This is a genomic window from Lampropedia cohaerens (genome assembly GCF_001005215.1).
GTDB lineage: Bacteria > Pseudomonadota > Gammaproteobacteria > Burkholderiales > Burkholderiaceae_C > Lampropedia > Lampropedia cohaerens.
The window spans coordinates 78,182-97,900 of sequence record NZ_LBNQ01000023.1 but is presented as its reverse complement, the minus strand read 5'-3'; the positions used below and the strand labels follow the sequence as shown (position 1 = coordinate 97,900).

The following is a 19,719-nucleotide window of genomic DNA, read 5'->3' as shown; positions in this document are numbered from 1 at the left end:
GCCTCGCATGGAACAACTGGTCCTCGACATTGGCATCGTGCCTGAAGCGAGCTTTGCGCGCTTTCTCCCCGCTGGCAACGAAGCCGCCCTGCAGGCACTGCAGCAGGGCGTCGCGCGGCAGATCGCACAGGCCAGCCAACCGCCATCAGCCCAGGCGGCCAATGCGCCAGTGTATCTGTGGGGCGGCCCAGGCACCGGCAAGACCCACCTGCTGCAGGCCGTCGCCCTGGCTTTCGAGCAGCAGGGCCTGCAGGTCGGCTGGCTACGCGGCAGGCAACCGAACTGCGATGACGCCGCCAGTACCAGCACGCCAGATACCGCGGACGACAACTGGCAGAGCACCTGGCAGGCCATCCTGCTCGATGACGTACAGCACTTCACACCGGCGCAGCAACGCCTGGCATTCAAGCACTTCATCGACGCGGCACACCCGCCCGATGGTCGGCCGCGCTGGGTCATCGCTGCCGGTGACGCGCCGCCGGTCGATCTGGCGCTGCGCGAGGACCTGCGCACACGCCTGGGCTCTGGCGTGAGCTTTGCCCTGCAGGCGTTGTCCGATGCGCAGCGCCTGCAGGTGCTGCAGATGCAGGCGCGAGAACGCGGACTGCATCTGAGCGCGGAAGTCGGTCACTACCTGCTGACGCGCTACAGCCGTGACCTCAGCAGCCTGACGGCGCTGCTGGCACGGCTTGACACCCATGCGCTGCGCGCGCAACGCGCTTTGACCCTGCCGCTGCTGCGCCAGGCCCTGCAAGGCGAGTCCTCTCACGATCATCACGACGCGCAGGCGTAGCGTCTACGCGCCGCGAATGGCCGCGCTGCAGGCGCGTGACAGCGACGCCTGCGCCAGGCCTGCAGCGGGCAGGTCCGCCCGCTACAATCACGCAGTGCTGACAGCGCTGCGTTGCGGCCGTCGCTATACAGCACCTTCACCGTGTTGCCCGGCTTCTGGCTGAATCCACGACAACCCAGTTGCTCCAGCACAGCGTCAGTCCGCATACAGGCGCAGCCCATATAGCCAGCCAGCATCCTTCTGTCGGCCCCTTATTACTATCGTCATGACTATCCACGAATCCGCCCCCATTGCCTCTACGCAGGAAATCATCGAAGACCTGCGTGCCGGCAAGATGGTGATATTGATCGACGAGGAAGACCGTGAAAATGAAGGCGACCTGATTCTCGCCGCCGAACACGTTACTCCGGAGGCCATTAACTTCATGGCCAAGCATGCCCGCGGCCTGATCTGCCTGACCCTCACCCGTGAGCGCTGCGAGCGCCTGAACCTGCCCCCCATGGCGCGCAAGAACGGCGCGCAATTCGACACTGCCTTTACCGTCTCCATCGAGGCTGCTGAGGGCGTCACCACCGGCATCTCCGCCGCCGACCGAGCCCGCACCATCGCCGCTGCCGTGGCCCCTGATGCCAAGCCCAGCGACCTGGTGCAGCCGGGCCACATCTTCCCCGTACAGGCCGTCGACGGTGGCGTGCTGGTGCGCGCCGGCCATACCGAGGCAGGCTGCGACCTGACCCGCATGGCAGGCCTGACGCCCGCGGCCGTGATCTGCGAGATCATGAAGGATGACGGCACCATGGCGCGCCTGCCCGACCTGCAAGTGTTCGCCGCCGAGCACGGCCTGAAGATCGGCACCATTGCCGATCTCATCCAGTACCGCAGCAACCACGAATCGCTGATCGAGCGCATCAGCAGCCGCCCCATCCGCACGCACTGGGGCGAGTTCACCGCCCACGCCTATCGCGAGCAGCTCAGCGCCGCGCTGCATTTGGCCCTGGTCAAGGGCAGCTGGACCGATGGCGATGACCTGCCGGTGCGCGTGCACGAACCGCTTTCGGTGCTCGACATACTCGACGCGCAGCGCGTGACGCACTCATGGAGCCTGCACGAGAGCCTGCGCTACATCGACAACGAGGGCAAGGGCGTGGCGGTGCTGCTCAACTGCGGCGAAAGCGGCGCGCAGCTGCTCGACCAGTTCGAGGGCCGCGCCACGCCGACCCATGCGCCGGCACGTGGGCGCATGGACCTGCGCACTTACGGCATCGGCGCGCAGATCCTGCGCGACCTGGGCGTTACACGCATGCGTCTTCTGGGCCAGCCGCGCCGGCTGCCCAGCATGGCCGCCGGCTACCAACTCGAGATCACCGGATTCATCAACAAGGACTGACACCATGCAAGGTGCAAACAAAGGCGCTGCCGCACAGCTGAACGGCAGCGGACTGCGCATTGCCATCGTGCAAGCGCGCTTTAACGAAGACATCACCAACGCGCTGCTGCAGGCAGCGCGCGACGAATTGCTGCGCCTGGGTGTGGCCGAGGAAGCCATCACCCACGTCACCGTACCCGGTGCGCTGGAAGTGCCGATGGCGCTGCAGGCACTGGCCGAGCGCAAGGAGCACGATGCCATGATTGCGCTGGGCTGCATCATTCGCGGCGAGACCTACCATTTCGAGCTGGTGGCCAACGAGTCGGGCGCCGGTGTCTCGCGCGTGGGCCTCGACTACGGCCTGCCCATTGCCAACGCCATCCTGACGGTCGAGGACCTGCAGCAGGCACAGGCGCGTCAGCACGAAAAGGGCCGCGACGCCGCACAGGTGGCGGTGGAGATGGCCAATCTGGTCAACGAGCTTCTCGCGCCGGAGAGCCAGGCATGAGCCACGCCGAGCAACCCACGCCCAGCAGCAAGAAGAGCGCCCGCAGCCGCGCCCGCGAGTTCGCCCTACAGGCGCTCTACCAGCGCTTGGTTGGCAAGAACGAGCCGCGCGACATCGACATGTTTACGCGCAACCTCAGCGGTTTCCACAAGGCCGACTCGGCCCTGTATGACGCGCTGCTTTACGGCTGCGCCGACGAGGCCGAGGCGCTGGATGCGGCCATCGCACCGGCGCTGGACCGGCCGCTATCCGAGCTCTCGCCGATCGAGCATGCCCTTCTGTGGATGGGCGTCTATGAGTTCAGGCACGCCCTGGACGTGCCCTGGAAGGTCGTCATCAACGAATACGTCGAACTGGCCAAGGCCTTTGGCGGCACGGATGGCCACAAGTACGTCAATGCCGTGCTGCACAAGCTCGCCGCCGAATTCCGTGCCGCAGAAGTGGGTGCTGCCGCATCCAGCGGACACTGAACCACAGCCAACAAGGCGGGACGCCCCGGCGCACCCGCTCCCACCATGCCTTCCGATCTGCCCTTTCGCCTTTCCGAGCGCGCGCAGCGCACCCATCCTTTCTATGCGATGGAGGTGAGCAAGGCCGCCGCGCAACTGGTAGCCTCGCAGGGGGATGCGCCCCCGATGCGCCAACTCAACATCGGCGAGCCGGATTTCACCGCGCCGCCACTGGTGCAGGAGGCGGCCATCGCCGCGATCGCGCAGGGGCATACGCAGTACACGCAGGCGCTGGGATTGCCGGCGCTGCGTGAACGCATCAGCCAGTGGTATGCCGATCGCTTTGGCGTTGCTGTCGCGCCCGAGCGCATCATCATCACCGCAGGGGCGTCGGCGGCGCTGCATCTGGCCTGTCTTGCGCTGCTGCAACCAGGTGATTCGGTGCTGCTGCCCGACCCCGGCTACCCGTGTAACCAGCAATTTGTCCAGGTCGCAGGCGCCCGCGCCGTGCATGTGCCTGTCGAGGCGGCCGACCGCTTTCAGCTCACCGCCGCGCAGGTGCAGGCGCACTGGCAGGCCGATACGCGCGGCGTGCTGCTGGCCTCGCCGGCCAACCCCACAGGCACTTCCATGACGGCCGAGGCGATGGCGGCCATCCACGCCGCCGTGCGGGCACGCGGCGGCGTCACCATGGTGGACGAGATCTATCTCGGCCTCTCCTACGACCGGGCATTCGGCCAGACCGCGCTGGCACTGGGGGAGGACATCGTCAGCATCAACAGCTTCAGCAAGTACTTCAACATGACCGGCTGGCGACTGGGCTGGCTGGTCGTGCCTGAAGCGCTGGTCGCGCCCATCGAGCGGCTGTGCCAGAACCTGTTCATCTGCCCCAGCACCATTGCGCAGCATGCTGCGCTGGCATGCTTTCACCCTGAAAGCCTGGCCGAATATGAGCGGCGCCGCGCCCTGTTCGGTGAGCGGCTGGCGTTGTTCACTGCCCCGCTGGCAGCCATGGGCCTGCAAGTGCCGGTCCAGCCAGACGGTGCGTTCTACGTCTGGGCCGATTGCCGCGACGCCGCACACAGACTGGGCGTGCAAGGCAGTTGGGAGTTCGCCTTCGCGCTGCTTGAACGCGCCCGCATTGCCATTGCTCCCGGCAAGGACTTCGGCCCGCAGGGCGCGCAGAACTTCGTGCGCTTTTCCGTTGCCACGTCCCGAGACAATCTCGAAGACGCCCTGACGCGCATGCAGGCACTGCTGGGCTGAGCGGGCCCAATTCCGCACAGGCGGATACAGACTGCAACATGGCAGGCTGGCTATCATTGGGGTCATTACCCCCGCTTCAGGATCCCGCCATGCCTTTCTTTGCCATGAACCGCTTCCGCGTATTACGCGGACATGAGGACACCTTCATCGAGATCTGGCGCAATCGCGACAGCCACCTCGCCCAGGTCCCCGGATTCGTGCGCTTTCACCTGCTGCAAGGTGCACAGACGGACGAACACACCCTCTTCATCTCCCATTCGGAATGGGAGTCGGAGCAGCACTTTCTGGACTGGACCCGCTCCGAAGCTTTCCGCAAGGCTCACGCCAACGCCGGCAACGCCCCGCGCGACATCTACGCCGGCCCCCCGCAGCTGGAACAACTGCGCGCAGTGCTATGACGCCGCGCGCCGTGACGTTGCCGCCCACCATCTGGCCGCACCGCAGCTGGCGGCGTGATCTGACGGTTCTGGCGATGCTGGCCGGGTATGCAGCGGCAGCGCCGACATGGGGTGCCGCGCGCATCCAGCCACAGGATGGCTACTGGACCTGGGACGTTGGCACTGCGCAGTCCAGCGCCAGCTGTGTCCCCGGCATCGACCAGGCGCTGATTCAGCTGCTGCCAACCCAGCGCGGCGAACATGTTCGGTTTGCCTCCCCGTTCCATCCCCGCCAGTTGATCGCGCACGAACAGGTGCAGTGGCAGCAGCCCTCGGCCAACCACTTCGTGGCCACCGCCGACGGCGTGACGGTGCAAGGCTTTGCCCTTCCGATGAGCGTGCGCTACGAGCTGCACGTACTGAGTCCCACGCAGATGCGCGGAGAAGCTGTGGTGACCATGCAGATGCTGCAGGCATGCGCTGTCTCGGCAACCTTCACATTCGTGCGTCACGCTGACACTGGCCACCGGCCGGCAACGCCAGCCACCGATCGTTGACCGGGCTTGAGAGGGTTCTTGGGCGCACGGATGCGCCGCATCAGGCTGCCGGGCCAACTGTGCGCTTGCACCTATAATCGTCATTTCCCCCATCTTCCCGAGACATGACCAAATTTGTCTTCGTCACCGGCGGCGTGGTTTCCTCCCTGGGGAAAGGCATCGCCGCCGCATCGCTTGCGGCCATCCTCGAATCGCGCGGCCTCAAGGTCACCCTGATCAAGCTTGATCCCTACATCAACGTGGATCCTGGCACCATGTCCCCGTTCCAGCACGGTGAGGTGTTCGTCACCGACGACGGTGCCGAGACCGATCTGGACCTGGGCCACTACGAGCGTTTCATCGAGACGCGCATGCGCCAGGCCAACAACTTCACTACCGGCCGCATCTACCAGTCGGTGCTCGAGAAGGAGCGCCGTGGGGACTACCTGGGCAAGACCGTGCAGGTAATCCCGCACGTGACCAACGAAATCCAGGAGTTCATCAAGCGCGGCGCGGGAGTTGGCACGCCCGACGCTGTCGATGTGGCAATCTGCGAGGTAGGCGGCACGGTGGGCGACATCGAGTCGCTGCCCTTTCTGGAAGCCGCGCGCCAGTTTGCACTCAAACTGGGGCCCAACAATGCGGCGTTCGTGCACCTAACCTATGTCCCGTTCATTGCCGCCGCCGGCGAGCTCAAGACCAAGCCCACGCAGCACACAGTGCAGAAGCTGCGCGAGATTGGCATTCAGCCCGATGCGCTGCTGTGCCGTGCCGATCGCGACATTCCGGCCGATGAACGCGCCAAGATTTCGCTGTTCACCAATGTGCCGGAATGGGGTGTGATCTCCATGCCCGATGTGGACACCATCTACAAGGTGCCCCGCATGCTGCACGAGCAAGGACTGGACGGCCTGATCTGCGACAAGCTGCGCCTGAACACGCCGCCAGCCAACCTGCGCCGCTGGGACGATCTGGTCTACAAGACCGAACATCCCAAAGGTGAAGTGCGCATCGCCATGGTCGGCAAGTACGTCGACCTCTCCGACAGCTACAAGTCGGTCAACGAGGCGCTGCGTCATGCCGGGCTGGTCAACGATGTCAAGGTCGAAATCACTTACATCGATTCCGAAACGCTGACCCCCTCCACCGTGGCGCAGCTGGCCGCCTTCGATGGCATCCTGGTGCCCGGCGGTTTTGGCTCGCGCGGAGTCGAGGGCAAGATCTGCGCTGCCCGCTTTGCCCGCGAACACCTCGTTCCCTATCTGGGCATATGCCTGGGCATGCAGGTAGCCACGATCGAGTATGCGCGCCACAAGGCGGGGCTGGAAAAGGCCAACAGCACCGAGTTCGATCCCAGCACACCACAGCCGGTGATTGCGCTGATCGACGAGTGGGAGGATGCTGACGGCAGCATCCAGAAGCGGGATGCCAACTCCGACCTGGGTGGCACGATGCGCCTGGGAGCGCAAACTTCGGACGTGCAGCCCGGCACGCTGGCCCACCGAATCTACGGCAGTACGGTCACCGAACGGCATCGCCACCGTTATGAGGCCAACACCAAGTACCTGGAGACGCTGCGCAAGGCCGGTCTGGTAATCTCTGCGCTGACGCAACGCGAGCAGCTGACGGAGATCATCGAGCTGCCGCAGGAGGTGCACCCCTGGTTCATCGGCGTGCAGTTTCACCCCGAGTTCAAATCCACCCCCTGGGCCGGGCACCCGCTGTTCAACGCCTTCATCCAAGCGGCCATGCAGCGCCGCCAGCAACGACTTGACGCCGCCTCCCCCGCGCTGCAGAAGGAGCAGGCATGAAACTGTGTGGATTCGATATCGGGCTGCAACAGCCTTTCTTTCTGATTGCCGGGCCCTGCGTGGTGGAATCCGAGCAATTGCAGATGGACGTGGCCGGGCAGCTCAAGGAGATGACCGCCAGCCTGGACATTCCCTTTATCTTCAAGAGCAGCTACGACAAGGCCAACCGTTCCTCGGGCAGCAGCTTTCGCGGCCCGGGCATGGAAAAGGGCCTGGAAATTCTTGCCAAGGTCCGCCGTGAGCTGCAGGTGCCCATCCTCACCGACGTGCACACGGAAGCCGAGGTGCCGCAAGTGGCCGCAGTGGTCGATGTGCTGCAGACCCCGGCCTTTCTATGCCGCCAGACAGATTTCATCCGCGCGGTGGCGCAGTCCGGCAAGCCTGTCAACATCAAGAAGGGCCAGTTCCTTGCGCCGCATGACATGAAGAACGTCATCGACAAGGCGCGTGCGGCCGCGCGCGAGGCCGGGCTTGATGAAGATCGCTTCATGGCCTGCGAGCGAGGCGCCAGCTTTGGCTACAACAACCTCGTCTCGGACATGCGCAGCCTGGCCATCCTGCGCGAGACGGGTGCGCCGGTGGTCTTCGATGCCACCCATTCCGTGCAGCTGCCAGGCGGCCAGGGCACCAGCAGCGGCGGCCAGCGCGAAATGGTGCCCGTGCTCGCGCGCGCTGCCATCGCCGTGGGGGTCGCCGGGGTGTTCATGGAAACCCATCCGGACCCGGCGCATGCTCTCTCCGACGGCCCGAATGCCGTGCCGCTCAAGCACATGCGTGCGTTGCTCGAGACGCTGGTCACGCTCGATCAGGCCACCAAGCGCAGCGGCTTTCTCGAAGACCGGTTCGAGCCGTGAGTTGTGCCCGCGCTCCGCTTCAACATTCCAGGAACTTGCCCATGCCCAGTGCGTACATCATTGCTTCCGTGACCGTGACCGACCCCGTGCAGTATCAGCACTACCTGAAGCTCAGCACCGAGGCAATCAAGGCGCATGGCGCGCAAGTCTGCATCCGCGGCGGGCAGGTCGAGATCCTGGAAGGCGACTGGGATCCAGGCCGCACCGTGGTGCTCAAGTTCCCGGATGTCGAATCGGCGCGCGCCTATTACCATTCGCCCGAGTACACCCGAGCCCGCGAGGCGCGCGAGGGCGCAGCCGTCATGCGCATGGTGCTGGTTGAAGGCGTCTGAGGACCGCTCCCTGATAGATTTTCTCCATTCAAGACTCCACAAGGAAAGCCATGAGTGCAATCGTAGACATCGTAGGCCGTGAAGTGCTCGACAGCCGCGGCAACCCCACCGTCGAATGCGACGTTCTGCTGGAATCGGGCGTCATGGGCCGTGCCGCCGTGCCGTCGGGAGCATCGACCGGGGCGCGCGAAGCCATCGAGCTGCGCGACGGCGATCAGAGTCGCTACCTGGGCAAGGGCGTGCTGCGCGCCGTCAACCACATCAACACCGAGATTTCCGAAGCAGTGCTGGGTCTGGATGCGGCCGAACAGGCATTTCTCGACCGTACCCTGATCGACCTGGACGGCACGGACAATAAGTCGCGCCTGGGCGCCAATGCGCTGCTGGCCGTATCCATGGCAGTGGCACGTGCTGCCGCCGAGGAGTCTGGCTTGCCGCTGTACCGCTATTTCGGCGGCATGGGCGGTGTGACACTGCCCGTGCCGATGATGAACGTCATCAACGGCGGCGCACACGCCAACAACAGCTTGGATCTGCAGGAATTCATGATCATCCCAAGCGGCGCACCCACATTTCGTGAAGCCCTGCGCTGGGGCGCGGAAGTGTTCCATGCGCTCAAGAAAATCATCCATGATCGCGGCATGAGTACCGCAGTCGGTGATGAAGGCGGATTCGCGCCCAGCGTGGACAACCACGAGGCCGCCATACAGCTGATCCTGCAAGCTATCGAGGCCGCCGGTTACAAGCCGGGCGAGCAGGTCGCACTGGGTCTGGACTGCGCCTCCAGCGAATTCTTCAGCAACGGCGTCTACACGCTCGCCGGCGAAGGCGGTATCCAGCTCTCGGCCAGCGAATGGACGGACAAACTGGCGCAATGGTGTGACAGCTACCCCATCATCTCCATTGAAGACGGCATGGCTGAAAACGACTGGGATGGCTGGAAGCTGTTGACGGACAGACTTGGCCAGAAGGTGCAGTTGGTGGGGGATGACCTTTTCGTCACCAACACCAAGATTCTGCGCGAAGGCATCGAAAAGGGTGTGGCCAACTCCATCCTCATCAAGATCAACCAGATCGGCACGCTCAGCGAGACCTTCGAGGCCATCGAAATGGCCAAGCGCGCACGCTATACGGCCGTCATTAGCCACCGCTCCGGCGAAACCGAAGACAGCACCATTGCCGACATTGCCGTGGGCACCAACGCCGGGCAGATCAAGACCGGCTCCCTGTCGCGTTCGGACCGCATGGCCAAATACAACCAGCTGCTGCGCATCGAGGAAGACCTGGGCGATGTGGCGGTATACCCCGGCGCGTCTGCGTTCTACAATCTGCGCTGATCGTCCTTCCCAACCCTTACCGGCTGCTGCCACTACGTGCGCTGCCGGCACACAGCCGCTGCCCTCATGCGTTTCCTGCCTGCGCGATACCTGACCACCGCCATCCTGCTGGCGCTGCTGGGGTGGCTGCAATGGCAAATCTGGATAGGCCGCGGCAGCTATCCGAGCGTTGAGCTCATGCGCCAGGAAACTGCCGTACAGCGTGCATCCAACGAGCTGATACGCCAGGACAACGAGCGCCTGGCCAACGACATTGCCGATCTGCGCGATGGCCGTGAAAAAATGGAAGAGATCGCCCGCCAAGAGCTGGGCATGATCAAGCCCAACGAAATCTTCGTGCAGTACACACGGCCCTGACGCCAGCGAGGACGCTCTGCGGCACCCTGCGCGGCTGCAGGGTTTTCCAATGCCTTGGCGTCCGTCTGACCGCCCAGCGCAGTGGGCTGATTGTGATTAAACGGGCTAACGCTTGTCCTGGCACTGTGTGCAGCCACATCCATCCGCATTACAGCGGCTGTCACGCTGCACAACTCGTCCCCCAAAGACGCACGTCTCGGCCGGAACGGCTGGCGCTGCTGCAGTCATGCCAGCCACAGCATCACCAACCCAGCCGCGATGCTGCACAAGCCTGCCAGCCGCACGGCATGCTCACCCTGTCGGCCCAGCTCGTCCATCATGCGCAGCCACAAGCGTGGCGCGAAAAACGGCAGCAAGCCCTCCAACAGCAGTACCAGCGCAATGGCCAGCCAAAGCACCTGCGAGGACATGTCAGATCATTGGCACGCAGACCGACTCAGCATCGTTGAGCGCCGTGCACGCGCTCATTGCCGCTGCGGCGCAGGACTTGCCGTTGCCGGCTGCGACCGCATCGCGCGGAAGAACTCCGACTCCGATGGGTTGAGCACCAGCACGTCGCCTGGCTGGCCAATGCTGTTGCGGTAGGCCAGCAAGCTACGGTAGAACTGCGCGAAGTCGCCGTCCTTGCCATACGCCTCGGCAAAGATGCGCGTGGCCTCGCTATCGCCTTGGGCACGGATCTGCTGCGCCTCGCGGTACGCGTTGGCACGTTTTTCGATGCGCTGACGATCGGCGTTGGCGCGAATCTGCTCGCCGGCTGCCTGACCTTGCGCGCGCACCAGTCTGGCTTCACTCTCGCGTTCGGCGCGCATGCGGTTGAACACTGCCTCCGTGATATCGCGGGAATAGTCCACACGCGTGATGCGCACATCAACAATGGTAATGCCCCAGGAGAGGCCTGGATCCACCGGCGCAGATGCACCGGCAGGCATCGGTGGCAGATCGGGATCATGGGCCGCACCAGCAGCGGTCTGGCCGTCCGTCTGGGAAACGACGCGTTCGCCGGTATCCGGATCGAGCGTACCCAGTTCGGAAGGTGGCGTTGTCAGCGACGCCTCGTCGGCCACGACGACGACCGGCTCATCAATCGGGCTGCCGACACTGCGGGCCACCTCGCGCTGCACGGTCTGCATCAGCGCCAGGCGGTCCGGCTCGTTGAGCAGTTGACGCACCGTGCGGCGGTTGACTTCCTCCTGGAACGTCGAGCGCACCACGCGTGCCAGTTGCGCCGCGCCAGCCGCTTCATTGCGTCCCACGGCGCGAATGTATGCGGCCGGATCATGGATGCGCCAGCGCACATACCAGTCGATCACCACCCACTGCTTCTCGGCAGTCAATGTCGGCTCAATCGTCGGACTGTGCAGCGTCAGCAGCCGCTTGTCCAGATAGTCCACGGTCTGGAACGGCGCCGGTAGCAGCTTGAAGTGCAGGCCTGGTTCCTCCTCCACATGTTGGATCTCGCTGAGTTGGTAGACGACGCCATAGCGGCGCTCGTCGACCGTATACAACAGGGAACTGCCCGCGGCCAATACGATCAGCAGCGCAACAACCCAAATTCCGACTCGGTTCATGTCCTTGTTCCTCTTCTCACAGCCAGCGCGGCATTAGCGCGCGTCACGGGTGGGGCGGCGCGGCGCGGTGGTGCTCGGCAGCGGCGCACTGGCAGGTGGCGCGGTCTGCTGCTGCGCAGCCACTGGTGCTGCAGCGGCTGCAGACGATGCGGGCCGCTGGCGGTGCTGCTCCATCAGCTTGTCAAGCGGCAGATAAAGCAGGTTGCTGCCACTGCTGTCGTCGACCAGCACCTTGTTGCTGTTGCGATAGATCTCTTCCATGGTCTCCAGGTACATACGCTCACGCGTGACCTCCGGCGCACGCGCGTATTCCTGCCATATGGCGTTGAAGCGGTCGGCGTCCCCTTCTGCCTCGGCAATGACCTGCAGGCGGTAGCCATGGGCCTCCTCCAGAATACGATTGGCCTCGCCTTCGGCCCTCGGAACTACGTCGTTGGCGTAGGCGGTGGCTTCGTTGATCGAGCGCACACGCTCCTGCTCGGCGCGCAACACGTCCTCGAAAGCATCGCGCACCGATTCAGGCGGCCGCACGCCGCTGCTTTGCATGTTGATGGCCACTACTTCAACGCCCAGGCCATAACGGTCCAGAATCGTCTGCATCAGGCGGCGCAGCGTCGGTGCAATTTCCTCGCGCCGCCGGGCGATGGCGTCATCCATGCTCATGTTGCCGACGATCTGCCGTACCGCCGAGGCCGCAACGGCGGAAATCGTGTCCGTCTGGCGCTCGGCGTTGAACAGCCAGTTCTCCGCGTTCACGATGCGGTACTGCACCGTGAACAGGACTTCCACGATGTTTTCATCCTGAGTCAGCATGGCGAACTGGGTCAGGCCCGTCTCGGGCACCAGCGCATCACGCCCGATCTCGATCGACTGGATGCGCATGTCCACCATTTCATGGCGGCCGATGGGGGCCGGCAGCCGATAGCGCAGACCGGCATCGACCGAACGCACATGCTTGCCAAAGTGCAGCACAGCCGCGCGATGGCCTTCCTGCACCACGAAGAAGCCCGAGGCCAGCCACAATCCCAGCAGCACCACTGCCACCACGCCGACCAGCCCGGTCGAGATCGCAGGTGGCTTGAGGCCCCCGCCGGATCCACCGTTGCGACGCGGCCTGTTCCCACGGCCATTGTTGCCACCGCCGCCGAAGAGCCCGCCCAGCTTGCGGTTGAGATCGGCAATCAGCTCACCCAGATCCGGTGGCTGCTGCCCTCCTCCCGGCGGCGGCGGTGGGGGACGCTGGCCATGATCGCCACCCAAAGGCGCAGCAGGCGGCGAAGGCGGTCGGTTGTCCGCACCGGCGTTGCCTTCGGCTGGCTGCTCGCCATTGCTGCGGCCGCCCGCGCTGCGCCCCCAGCCTGGATCATTCAGATTGAACAGCGCGCGCAAACGCTCGAGAAAGCGCGCCAAGCCTTGGCCGCGAGAGGTCACAGTCATTCACTCAGTCTCGTTCGAACAGGAAAAGATGGTAGGCGAAACCAGCCAGTGCAACCACACACCACACGCCTGGTTCGCCTGAGAAGGTTACGGGCTGCGGCCGCCGACAGCAAGCCAACCGCAGATTGTGCCTAAGTCGAAGTTTAGTCGGGTATTACAGGGGCTTTGCCGGCGGTTTCTCGGCGTGCTCGTAAGTTGCAGCAGCAGTTGGCGAAACCTCGCCAACGTCCGCATGATTGGCCTGCCACCGCTGCGCCAGCTGCGCGCGCAGCGCATCCAGGCCCTGCCCGGTATGGGCACTGATGAACACGCGCGGCACCTGCCGACCATCCACCTCCATGAAGTCAACGGGCTGGCGTGGCTGCTGCTGCGCCTCCAGCGCATCGATCTTGTTGAATACCAACAGCTGCGGCACATCACCCGCGCCAATGTCTTGCAGCACCTGCATCACCTCGCCGATCTGCTCCGGAAAATGCGGATTGGAGGCGTCCACGACATGCAGCAGCAGATCGGCATCAACGGCCTCCTGCAGCGTCGCCTTGAAGGCCTCCACCAGTCCGTGCGGCAGATCGCGGATGAAGCCAACCGTATCGGAGATGGATACGCTGGCGCCCGCCTCCTGTAGGAACAGCTGGCGCGTGGTGGTGTCCAGCGTCGCAAACAGCTGGTCGGCGGCATAGGCACGCGCCTTGACCAGCGCATTGAACAGTGACGACTTGCCAGCGTTGGTATAGCCCACCAGCGAGATGCTGAACACGTTGTTGCGGTGGCGCTGGCGCCGCTGTGTGTGGCGCTGCTTTTCCAGCTTGCGCAGGCGCTCGCGCACACGCTTGATGGCGTCGCCGATCATGCGGCGATCCAGCTCGATCTGCGTCTCACCGGGGCCGCCGCGCGCGCCGATGCCGCCGCGCTGGCGTTCCAGGTGGGACCAGCGCCGCACCAGGCGCGTGCTGAGGTACTGCAGGCGCGCCAGTTCGACCTGGAGCTTGCCCTCATGGCTGCGCGCGCGCTGCGCGAAAATCTCCAGGATCAGAAAGGTGCGATCGTACACCGGCAGCTCCAGCACACGCTCCAGGTTGCGCTGCTGCGCTGGGCTGAGCGCCTGATCGAAGATAACCTCACTGGCGCCATGCCCAAGGGCCAGGGCCTTGATTTCTTCGGCTTTGCCCTTGCCGATGAACAGCGCTGCATCGGGGAACTTGCGCTTGACGACGATGCGGTCGCACGGCGCAAGCCCGGCGGTTTGCGCTAGCAGGCCTAGTTCCTGAAGTTCGTGGTCGAAGTGTGCGCCGCCGAAATCCACACCCACCAGCAACGCGGTAGGAGTTTCGGCGGGAACGATGGCGTGGGTGTCTTTGCTCAAGTGGGATAGCAACGAAGATAAAACGAGTACAACCGGCCGCGTCGGCGCAGCCATGCAAGAGCCGGCGCCTGCGGCGCGATCAAAAGGCAAAAACGGCAGGGACACTGCAACAGTGCCTCCTGCCGATGGGGATCACGATTGGGGGAAAGCCAACGCGTCAGGCGCCTGCCTTGTCGGCAGCGGCGTCGGGCTGCTGGGTGGTGAAATTCACCGGGCGCGCTGGCACGATCGTCGAGATGGCATGTTTGTACACCATTTGCGTGACCGTGTTGCGCAGCAGCACGACGTACTGGTCGAACGACTCGATCTGCCCTTGCAATTTGATGCCGTTGACGAGGTAGATGGAAACCGGAATGTGTTCCCGACGCAGGGCATTCAAAAAGGGATCCTGCAGAAGTTGGCCTTTGTTGCTCACGATATGGCTCCGTGTTGGCTATTGTTGTGGATAAGGGGATGCACCTTAACACAGCCGCACCACGGCAGTGAAAACCTTGTCTTCAACGCGGTGGTCAGCAGGCCCGACGTGACTCAATCCGCGTACGGATTCTCGGTCGTGCGCAATTCGATGCGCAGCGGCGTGCCCTCCAGCTTGAAGGCTTTGCGAAACCACGTTTCGAGAAAACGCAGATAGGACTGGCTGAGTTGGTCGAGCGAGTTGCCGTGGATCACGATGATGGGCGGATTCTGTCCCCCTTGGTGGGCATAGCGGGGCTTCGGACGGCGCGTGCCACTCTTGCGCGGCGCCTGGTATTGCACCGCCTCTTGCAACAGGCGCGTGAGCTTGGACGTCGGCATTTTGCGCATCGCCGCCGCGTAGGCGGCATCCATGGACCTCCACAGCGGGCCAAGTCCCTGGCGCTTGAGCGCCGAAATGTGCTTGACCGCCGCAAACCGCATGAAGGCCAGGCGCAGCTCGATCGAGCGCTCCAGTTGCTCGCGCTGATAGCGGTCGAGCGCATCCCATTTGTTGATCGCTACCACCACGGCGCGTCCGGACTCCAGGATGTAGCCAGCAATGTGCGCATCCTGATCGGTCACCCCCTCGGTGGCGTCAATCACCAGCACGACCACCTGCGCGCCTTCGATGGCCTGTAGCGTCTTGACCACCGAGAACTTCTCGATCGCCTGGAACACCTTGCCCTTGCGGCGCAGCCCGGCAGTGTCGATCAGCTCGTAGCGCTTGCCATCGCGGGTAAACGGCACGCGAATGGCATCGCGCGTCGTGCCCGGCATGTCGAAGGTGACCAGCCGGTCCTCTCCCAGCCAGGCATTGATCAGTGTGGACTTGCCCGCATTGGGCCGGCCCGCCACCGCGATGCGAATGGGCGCATCGGGCTCCTCACCGTCCGGCGCATCCGGCTGCAGGGGCTCCTGCGGCGCCGGCAACAGTTCCGCGGCCAGTTCCAGCAGATCCCGCACGCCCTGCCCATGCGCAGCGGAGACGGCATGCACATCACCCAGACCCAGCTCGTAGAACTCGGCCAGCTGCGCGGCATCCTTCATGCCCTCGGCCTTGTTGGCCACCAACAGGGTACGTTTACCCACGCGGCGCAGATAGCGGGCGATTTCCTGATCCTGCCCGGCCAAGCCAGCACGCACGTCCACCAGAAAGAGGACCAGATCGGCCTCGGCAATGGCTTGCTGCGTCTGGCCGGCCATCTTCTCGAAGATCGCTCCCTCAGCACTGTCCTCCAGACCGCCGGTGTCGACTACGATGAACTGACGCTGCCCCAGCCGCGCCGTGCCGTAATGGCGGTCACGGGTCAGGCCGGCGAAGTCGGCCACGATGGCGTCGCGCGTACGCGTGAGGCGATTGAACAGTGTGGATTTGCCCACATTGGGTCGGCCCACCAGGGCAATGACGGGAAGCATGGCAAACACCTAGTTCTGGATACGTTGTGGCGATGGTGGCCCGGCTGGCAGGCCCCCGCGCATCGAAACGCGTGCCGCCTGGCAATACCAGGTGCATGCGCCTGGGAAATCAGTCTGGCCGATAGCCGTAGACCTTCCCGTTGTTGGTAATCACGATCACCGTGTTGCTCGCGAAGACGGGCGCGAGGCGAATCCCCGAACCATTGGTCTGCAGGCGGTTCAACGGCGCCGCATCGGTGCGGTCGAACAGGTGCACCAGACCATCGGCATCACCGACCATGACCACGCGCCCCACCAGCAGCGGCCCACTGAGCTTGCGGTACTGCAGGCTGTCAGACAGCCAGAGCTGACGGCCATCACGCCGGTCCCAGCCCTGCAGACGGCCAGTCGCGTCAACACTGAACACCGCATCGGCATCACCATGAACACCCGCCGATCCGCCCAGGCGCTGCGTCCACACCGTCAGGCCCCTGTCGGCATCGACACAGCCGATGGCCGCCTGGAAGGCCTGCGCACAGACACTGTCGCCAGCGCGGCTGAAATGCCCAACCAGGTCCACCAGGCGCTCGATGTCATTGACGCCGCGCGGAATGGCGATCGGCGCTTCCCAACGGATCGCGCCGCTATCGGGATTGATGCCAACCATCCGCCCGGACATGCCGACCACCAGCGTGTTGCGCACAGCCGTCAGCAACAGCGAATGCTGCAGGGCCAGCGCTTCGTCCACAGGGCCGGGACGATCCCAGATCAGCGCCCCGTTTTCCGCATCCAACGCATAGACCGAGCGGTCCGCACTGACCACGAATACCCGCTCGCCGGCCACCAATGGCGCAGTGAAGGCGCGCCCTGGCAGGGCGTAACGCCACTGCACCTGCCCATCGCGCAAGGCCAGCACTTCATTTTGTGCGGAGATGACGGCAAATGTCCGGCCGTCGCCGCCAACGCCTGCCACCAGTCTCTCATCCAGGCTAGCGCGCCAAAGCTCCTCACCGGTGGCCGGATGCAGGCTGACGACCGTACCCGAGGCCGTTGCCAGCGTCACCGACTGATCCCGTACCAGCGGCGTCAACTGAATATCGCCCAGCCCACCGATGTCGCGCTGCCACACCTCGCTGACAGGAAATTGCGCCTCAATGGGCGCTAGCGGCTTGGGCTCGGGCGTATTGCCGGAGGAAAACACGGAACACGCCACCAGCTGGGTTCCAAGTGCCGCCAGCGCCAGCCAGCGAGCCACACGTGGTCGTAAAGAAAAGGAAAATCGATCCATCGTCATGGGCTCTCCCGCTCGAAGAAAACTGCTACACACGCAACACAGAGACTGGCTGTCACGTTACTTTGAGACGCTGCGTGTCGGTCATGCGCTGGCGGCGGACTGTCCAGCCCGCGCACCCAGCGCATTGAGCTTGGCCTCCACCACGCTGCGGTATGGCGCCAGTGCATCCAGTGCCGCATAGGCCGCGTTGTACGCCGCGATCGCTTCGTCAACGCGTCCCATCTTCTGCAGCACGTCACCACGGCGATCCTCGCGAAGGCCATGGAAGGCCTGTGGAAACGCAAAGCTATCGAGTGCAGTCAGTGCCGCGTCGAACTGGCCTTGCTCCATCAGCAACGACGCCTTGCGCAACACGGCCAGTGCCTGAAAGCCTGCATCGCGCGACTTCTCGCTGACCCAGTCATACGCCTGCGCTGCGCGCGCCCAGTCCTGCTCACGGGCAAACAACGCCCCGGCCAGCAACGACGCCTGGCTGGCCTGTGCGGTGCGCGGATAGGCCTCCTGCAGCGAAGCCAATGCCTGCGCCGCCTGGTCGAGCTGCCCTTGCTCGCTTGCCGTGCGCACCTGTTCGTACAGCACCGCGGCCTGGCTGGCCTGACGCGCCTGCCAGTAGCGATAGCCGGAAAAGCCAGCGAGCACCAGCACCACCGCGAGCGCCACCAGCGAAATCAGCAAGCCCCAGCGGTCCCAGAAATGTTTGAGCGTTGCCAGCTGCTCCTGTTCCTGCAAGTCGTAATGTGTTGCCATGAAGCATTCAAAAATTCAAATTAAGGGCTGCTGCGCCATTGCCAGCACGGTCGCACGCCCCATCCTGTGCGCCAATGTGCGCGCGCATCGCGGTGGCCTGCGGCATCCCCCATCCAAGGGGAACGGCCGCGCGTTTGTCCCGTGTGCGCGGGGCCGGCAATGGTTCAGCCGAGGCTGGATTGTATGCGCGCGGCCAGCGCCGGGATATCCGCAAGCGCCAGCTGCGTCTGCTCGCCGCCGCGCAGCGGCTTGAGCGTGACCTCGCCACGCGCCAGCTCATCGGGGCCGAACACCAGCGCCCAGGCCGCGCCACTGGCGTCGGCGCGCTTGAACTGCGACTTGAAGCTGCCCAACCCTTGCGCGGAATCGGCCGGCGCGTGCATCTGCACGGCCACACCGGCCTGGCGCAGCTGGGTCAGTACGGCCATGACCTGCGGCAGGCTGGCGGGTTCCGCCACCACTGCATACGCCTGCGGGACCTGTGCCGGCACCGCGATCTGCTGCTCCTTGAGCAGCTCCAGCACGCGCTCGACGCCGAACGCCCAACCCACTGCGGGAGCCGGCTTGCCACCGATCTGCTCGATCAGATAGTCGTAGCGACCGCCACCGCAGATCGTACCCTGCGCACCCAACGCATCGGTAATGAACTCGAACACCGTCAGGTTGTAATAGTCCAGCCCACGCACCAGTCGCGGATTGATCTGCCACGCCACTCCATTGGCATCAAGAATGGCCTGCACCTGTTCAAAGTGCTTGAGCGACTGCTCCCCTAGATAGTCGAGCAGCTTGGGCGCCTGCTGCGCCAGCGCCTGCATCGCCGGATTCTTGGTATCCAGGATACGCAAAGGATTGCTGTGCAGGCGCCGCCTGGCGTCCTCATCCAGCTCGTCCTTGTGGGCCTCGAAGTAGGCGATCAGTGCGGCGCGGTGCTGCAGGCGCTCGGCCGGCTGGCCCAGGCTGTTGAGCTCAAGCCGCACATCGCGCAAACCCAGCTGCTGCAGCAGTGCATGCGCCAGCAAAATGATTTCGGCGTCGACCTCCGGGCCGGCAAAACCCAACGCTTCCGCCCCGACCTGATGGAACTGGCGGTAGCGGCCGCGCTGGGGACGCTCGCGGCGAAACATCGGCGCCATGTAGTACAGGCGCTTGCCGCCGTCATACAGCAGGTTGTGCTCGGTTACGGCTCGCACCACACCGGCGGTGTTTTCCGGGCGCAGGCTGAGGTGATCGGCATCCCCCGTCTTGTCGGCCCGATCGGTGAACGAGTACATCTCCTTTTCAACGATGTCCGTCACTTCGCCCAGCCCGCGCACGAACAGCCCGGTATGCTCCAGTACCGGCGTGCGGATGTTGCGGTAGGCCCAGCGCTGCATCACGCTGCGCACCTGCTCCTCCAGCCATTCCCAGCGGGCGGACTCGGGCGGCACGATGTCGTTCATGCCGCGGACGGCATGCACGGGCTTGAATACA

21 protein-coding genes are annotated in these 19,719 nt (G+C 64.4%); 12 read left to right on the top strand and 9 right to left on the bottom strand.

Going from position 1 to position 19,719, the window contains the following annotated elements; genetic code table 11:
• Positions 1–7: 7 nt before the first annotated feature.
• From hda to AAV94_RS07380, 12 genes are all read left to right on the top strand, one after another.
• Positions 8–793 carry a DnaA regulatory inactivator Hda gene (gene hda / locus AAV94_RS07435; protein WP_046741695.1) on the top strand — a complete coding sequence of 262 codons (786 nt, stop codon included), beginning with the start codon at positions 8–10 and terminating at the stop codon, positions 791–793.
• Positions 794–1,058: 265 nt separating this feature from the next.
• Positions 1,059–2,180, top strand: a complete 1,122-nt coding sequence (gene ribBA / locus AAV94_RS07430) for a bifunctional 3,4-dihydroxy-2-butanone-4-phosphate synthase/GTP cyclohydrolase II (RefSeq protein WP_046741694.1) — start codon at positions 1,059–1,061, stop codon at positions 2,178–2,180.
• A gap of 4 nt (positions 2,181–2,184) precedes the next feature.
• Positions 2,185–2,667 (top strand): 6,7-dimethyl-8-ribityllumazine synthase, encoded by a 483-nt coding sequence (ribH, locus tag AAV94_RS07425; RefSeq protein ID WP_046741693.1) that lies wholly within the window; start codon positions 2,185–2,187, stop codon positions 2,665–2,667.
• A complete protein-coding gene (nusB, locus tag AAV94_RS07420) occupies positions 2,664–3,137 on the top strand; it encodes a transcription antitermination factor NusB (RefSeq protein ID WP_046741692.1) in 474 nt (157 codons plus the stop codon). Before ribH ends, nusB begins: the two co-directional genes overlap by 4 nt.
• Before the next feature lie 45 nt (positions 3,138–3,182).
• The gene (locus AAV94_RS07415) at positions 3,183–4,382 is read left to right on the top strand and encodes a pyridoxal phosphate-dependent aminotransferase (RefSeq protein ID WP_046741691.1); all 1,200 of its coding nucleotides are present in this window, start codon (positions 3,183–3,185) and stop codon (positions 4,380–4,382) included.
• A gap of 89 nt (positions 4,383–4,471) precedes the next feature.
• Entirely contained in the window at positions 4,472–4,780 is a 309-nt protein-coding gene (locus tag AAV94_RS07410; RefSeq protein ID WP_046741690.1) for an antibiotic biosynthesis monooxygenase family protein, read from the top strand.
• Positions 4,777–5,316 (top strand): hypothetical protein, encoded by a 540-nt coding sequence (locus AAV94_RS07405; protein ID WP_046741689.1) that lies wholly within the window; start codon positions 4,777–4,779, stop codon positions 5,314–5,316. The genes AAV94_RS07410 and AAV94_RS07405 overlap by 4 nt, the downstream gene beginning before the upstream one ends.
• 104 nt (positions 5,317–5,420) lie before the next feature.
• Positions 5,421–7,106: a CTP synthase gene (locus AAV94_RS07400; RefSeq protein ID WP_046741688.1), complete on the top strand. Its 1,686-nt coding sequence runs from the start codon at positions 5,421–5,423 to the stop codon at positions 7,104–7,106.
• Positions 7,103–7,960, top strand: coding sequence for a 3-deoxy-8-phosphooctulonate synthase (gene kdsA / locus AAV94_RS07395; protein WP_046741687.1), 858 nt, complete (start codon positions 7,103–7,105; stop codon positions 7,958–7,960). The genes AAV94_RS07400 and kdsA overlap by 4 nt, the downstream gene beginning before the upstream one ends.
• 41 nt (positions 7,961–8,001) lie before the next feature.
• Positions 8,002–8,292: a DUF1330 domain-containing protein gene (locus tag AAV94_RS07390; protein WP_046741686.1), complete on the top strand. Its 291-nt coding sequence runs from the start codon at positions 8,002–8,004 to the stop codon at positions 8,290–8,292.
• A 50-nt stretch (positions 8,293–8,342) separates the two neighbouring features.
• Positions 8,343–9,629, top strand: a complete 1,287-nt coding sequence (eno, locus tag AAV94_RS07385) for a phosphopyruvate hydratase (protein ID WP_046741685.1) — start codon at positions 8,343–8,345, stop codon at positions 9,627–9,629.
• Positions 9,630–9,695: 66 nt separating this feature from the next.
• Entirely contained in the window at positions 9,696–9,986 is a 291-nt protein-coding gene (locus AAV94_RS07380; RefSeq protein WP_046741684.1) for a septum formation initiator family protein, read from the top strand.
• Between the two features lie 224 nt (positions 9,987–10,210).
• Here the strand turns inward: AAV94_RS07380 and AAV94_RS07375 are convergent, their stop codons facing one another.
• The 9 genes from AAV94_RS07375 to hisS form a co-directional block, all read right to left on the bottom strand.
• Positions 10,211–10,396, bottom strand: a complete 186-nt coding sequence (locus AAV94_RS07375; RefSeq protein WP_046741683.1) for a DUF2065 family protein — start codon at positions 10,394–10,396, stop codon at positions 10,211–10,213.
• A gap of 54 nt (positions 10,397–10,450) precedes the next feature.
• Positions 10,451–11,557, bottom strand: a complete 1,107-nt coding sequence (gene hflC / locus AAV94_RS07370) for a protease modulator HflC (protein WP_046741682.1) — start codon at positions 11,555–11,557, stop codon at positions 10,451–10,453.
• A gap of 33 nt (positions 11,558–11,590) precedes the next feature.
• Positions 11,591–12,994, bottom strand: coding sequence for an FtsH protease activity modulator HflK (gene hflK / locus AAV94_RS07365; protein ID WP_046741681.1), 1,404 nt, complete (start codon positions 12,992–12,994; stop codon positions 11,591–11,593).
• Positions 12,995–13,148: 154 nt separating this feature from the next.
• Complete coding sequence (hflX, locus tag AAV94_RS07360) at positions 13,149–14,369, bottom strand: GTPase HflX (RefSeq protein WP_456236136.1); 1,221 nt, start codon at positions 14,367–14,369, stop codon at positions 13,149–13,151.
• Between the two features lie 145 nt (positions 14,370–14,514).
• A complete protein-coding gene (hfq, locus tag AAV94_RS07355; protein ID WP_046741680.1) occupies positions 14,515–14,772 on the bottom strand; it encodes an RNA chaperone Hfq in 258 nt (85 codons plus the stop codon).
• A 113-nt stretch (positions 14,773–14,885) separates the two neighbouring features.
• Positions 14,886–16,229, bottom strand: coding sequence for a ribosome biogenesis GTPase Der (der, locus tag AAV94_RS07350; RefSeq protein WP_046741679.1), 1,344 nt, complete (start codon positions 16,227–16,229; stop codon positions 14,886–14,888).
• A 109-nt stretch (positions 16,230–16,338) separates the two neighbouring features.
• Positions 16,339–17,502, bottom strand: a complete 1,164-nt coding sequence (gene bamB / locus AAV94_RS07345; RefSeq protein WP_046741678.1) for an outer membrane protein assembly factor BamB — start codon at positions 17,500–17,502, stop codon at positions 16,339–16,341.
• Between the two features lie 81 nt (positions 17,503–17,583).
• Positions 17,584–18,249 (bottom strand): YfgM family protein, encoded by a 666-nt coding sequence (locus AAV94_RS07340; protein WP_046741677.1) that lies wholly within the window; start codon positions 18,247–18,249, stop codon positions 17,584–17,586.
• 164 nt (positions 18,250–18,413) lie between these two features.
• Entirely contained in the window at positions 18,414–19,688 is a 1,275-nt protein-coding gene (gene hisS, locus AAV94_RS07335; RefSeq protein ID WP_231731302.1) for a histidine--tRNA ligase, read from the bottom strand.
• Positions 19,689–19,719: the final 31 nt, after the last annotated feature.

Bases quoted from the DNA above. Each gene is read 5' to 3' on its own strand.
- hda (WP_046741695.1), top strand. From the start codon at position 8: ATGGAACAACTGGTCCTCGACATTGGCATCGTGCCTGAAGCGAGCTTT.
- ribBA (WP_046741694.1), top strand. From the start codon at position 1,059: ATGACTATCCACGAATCCGCCCCCATTGCCTCTACGCAGGAAATCATC.
- ribH (WP_046741693.1), top strand. From the start codon at position 2,185: ATGCAAGGTGCAAACAAAGGCGCTGCCGCACAGCTGAACGGCAGCGGA.
- nusB (WP_046741692.1), top strand. From the start codon at position 2,664: ATGAGCCACGCCGAGCAACCCACGCCCAGCAGCAAGAAGAGCGCCCGC.
- AAV94_RS07415 (WP_046741691.1), top strand. From the start codon at position 3,183: ATGCCTTCCGATCTGCCCTTTCGCCTTTCCGAGCGCGCGCAGCGCACC.
- AAV94_RS07410 (WP_046741690.1), top strand. From the start codon at position 4,472: ATGCCTTTCTTTGCCATGAACCGCTTCCGCGTATTACGCGGACATGAG.
- AAV94_RS07405 (WP_046741689.1), top strand. From the start codon at position 4,777: ATGACGCCGCGCGCCGTGACGTTGCCGCCCACCATCTGGCCGCACCGC.
- AAV94_RS07400 (WP_046741688.1), top strand. From the start codon at position 5,421: ATGACCAAATTTGTCTTCGTCACCGGCGGCGTGGTTTCCTCCCTGGGG.
- kdsA (WP_046741687.1), top strand. From the start codon at position 7,103: ATGAAACTGTGTGGATTCGATATCGGGCTGCAACAGCCTTTCTTTCTG.
- AAV94_RS07390 (WP_046741686.1), top strand. From the start codon at position 8,002: ATGCCCAGTGCGTACATCATTGCTTCCGTGACCGTGACCGACCCCGTG.
- eno (WP_046741685.1), top strand. From the start codon at position 8,343: ATGAGTGCAATCGTAGACATCGTAGGCCGTGAAGTGCTCGACAGCCGC.
- AAV94_RS07380 (WP_046741684.1), top strand. From the start codon at position 9,696: ATGCGTTTCCTGCCTGCGCGATACCTGACCACCGCCATCCTGCTGGCG.
- AAV94_RS07375 (WP_046741683.1), bottom strand. From the start codon at position 10,396: ATGTCCTCGCAGGTGCTTTGGCTGGCCATTGCGCTGGTACTGCTGTTG.
- hflC (WP_046741682.1), bottom strand. From the start codon at position 11,557: ATGAACCGAGTCGGAATTTGGGTTGTTGCGCTGCTGATCGTATTGGCC.
- hflK (WP_046741681.1), bottom strand. From the start codon at position 12,994: ATGACTGTGACCTCTCGCGGCCAAGGCTTGGCGCGCTTTCTCGAGCGT.
- der (WP_046741679.1), bottom strand. From the start codon at position 16,229: ATGCTTCCCGTCATTGCCCTGGTGGGCCGACCCAATGTGGGCAAATCC.
- bamB (WP_046741678.1), bottom strand. From the start codon at position 17,502: ATGACGATGGATCGATTTTCCTTTTCTTTACGACCACGTGTGGCTCGC.
- AAV94_RS07340 (WP_046741677.1), bottom strand. From the start codon at position 18,249: ATGGCAACACATTACGACTTGCAGGAACAGGAGCAGCTGGCAACGCTC.
- hisS (WP_231731302.1), bottom strand. From the start codon at position 19,688: ATGAACGACATCGTGCCGCCCGAGTCCGCCCGCTGGGAATGGCTGGAG.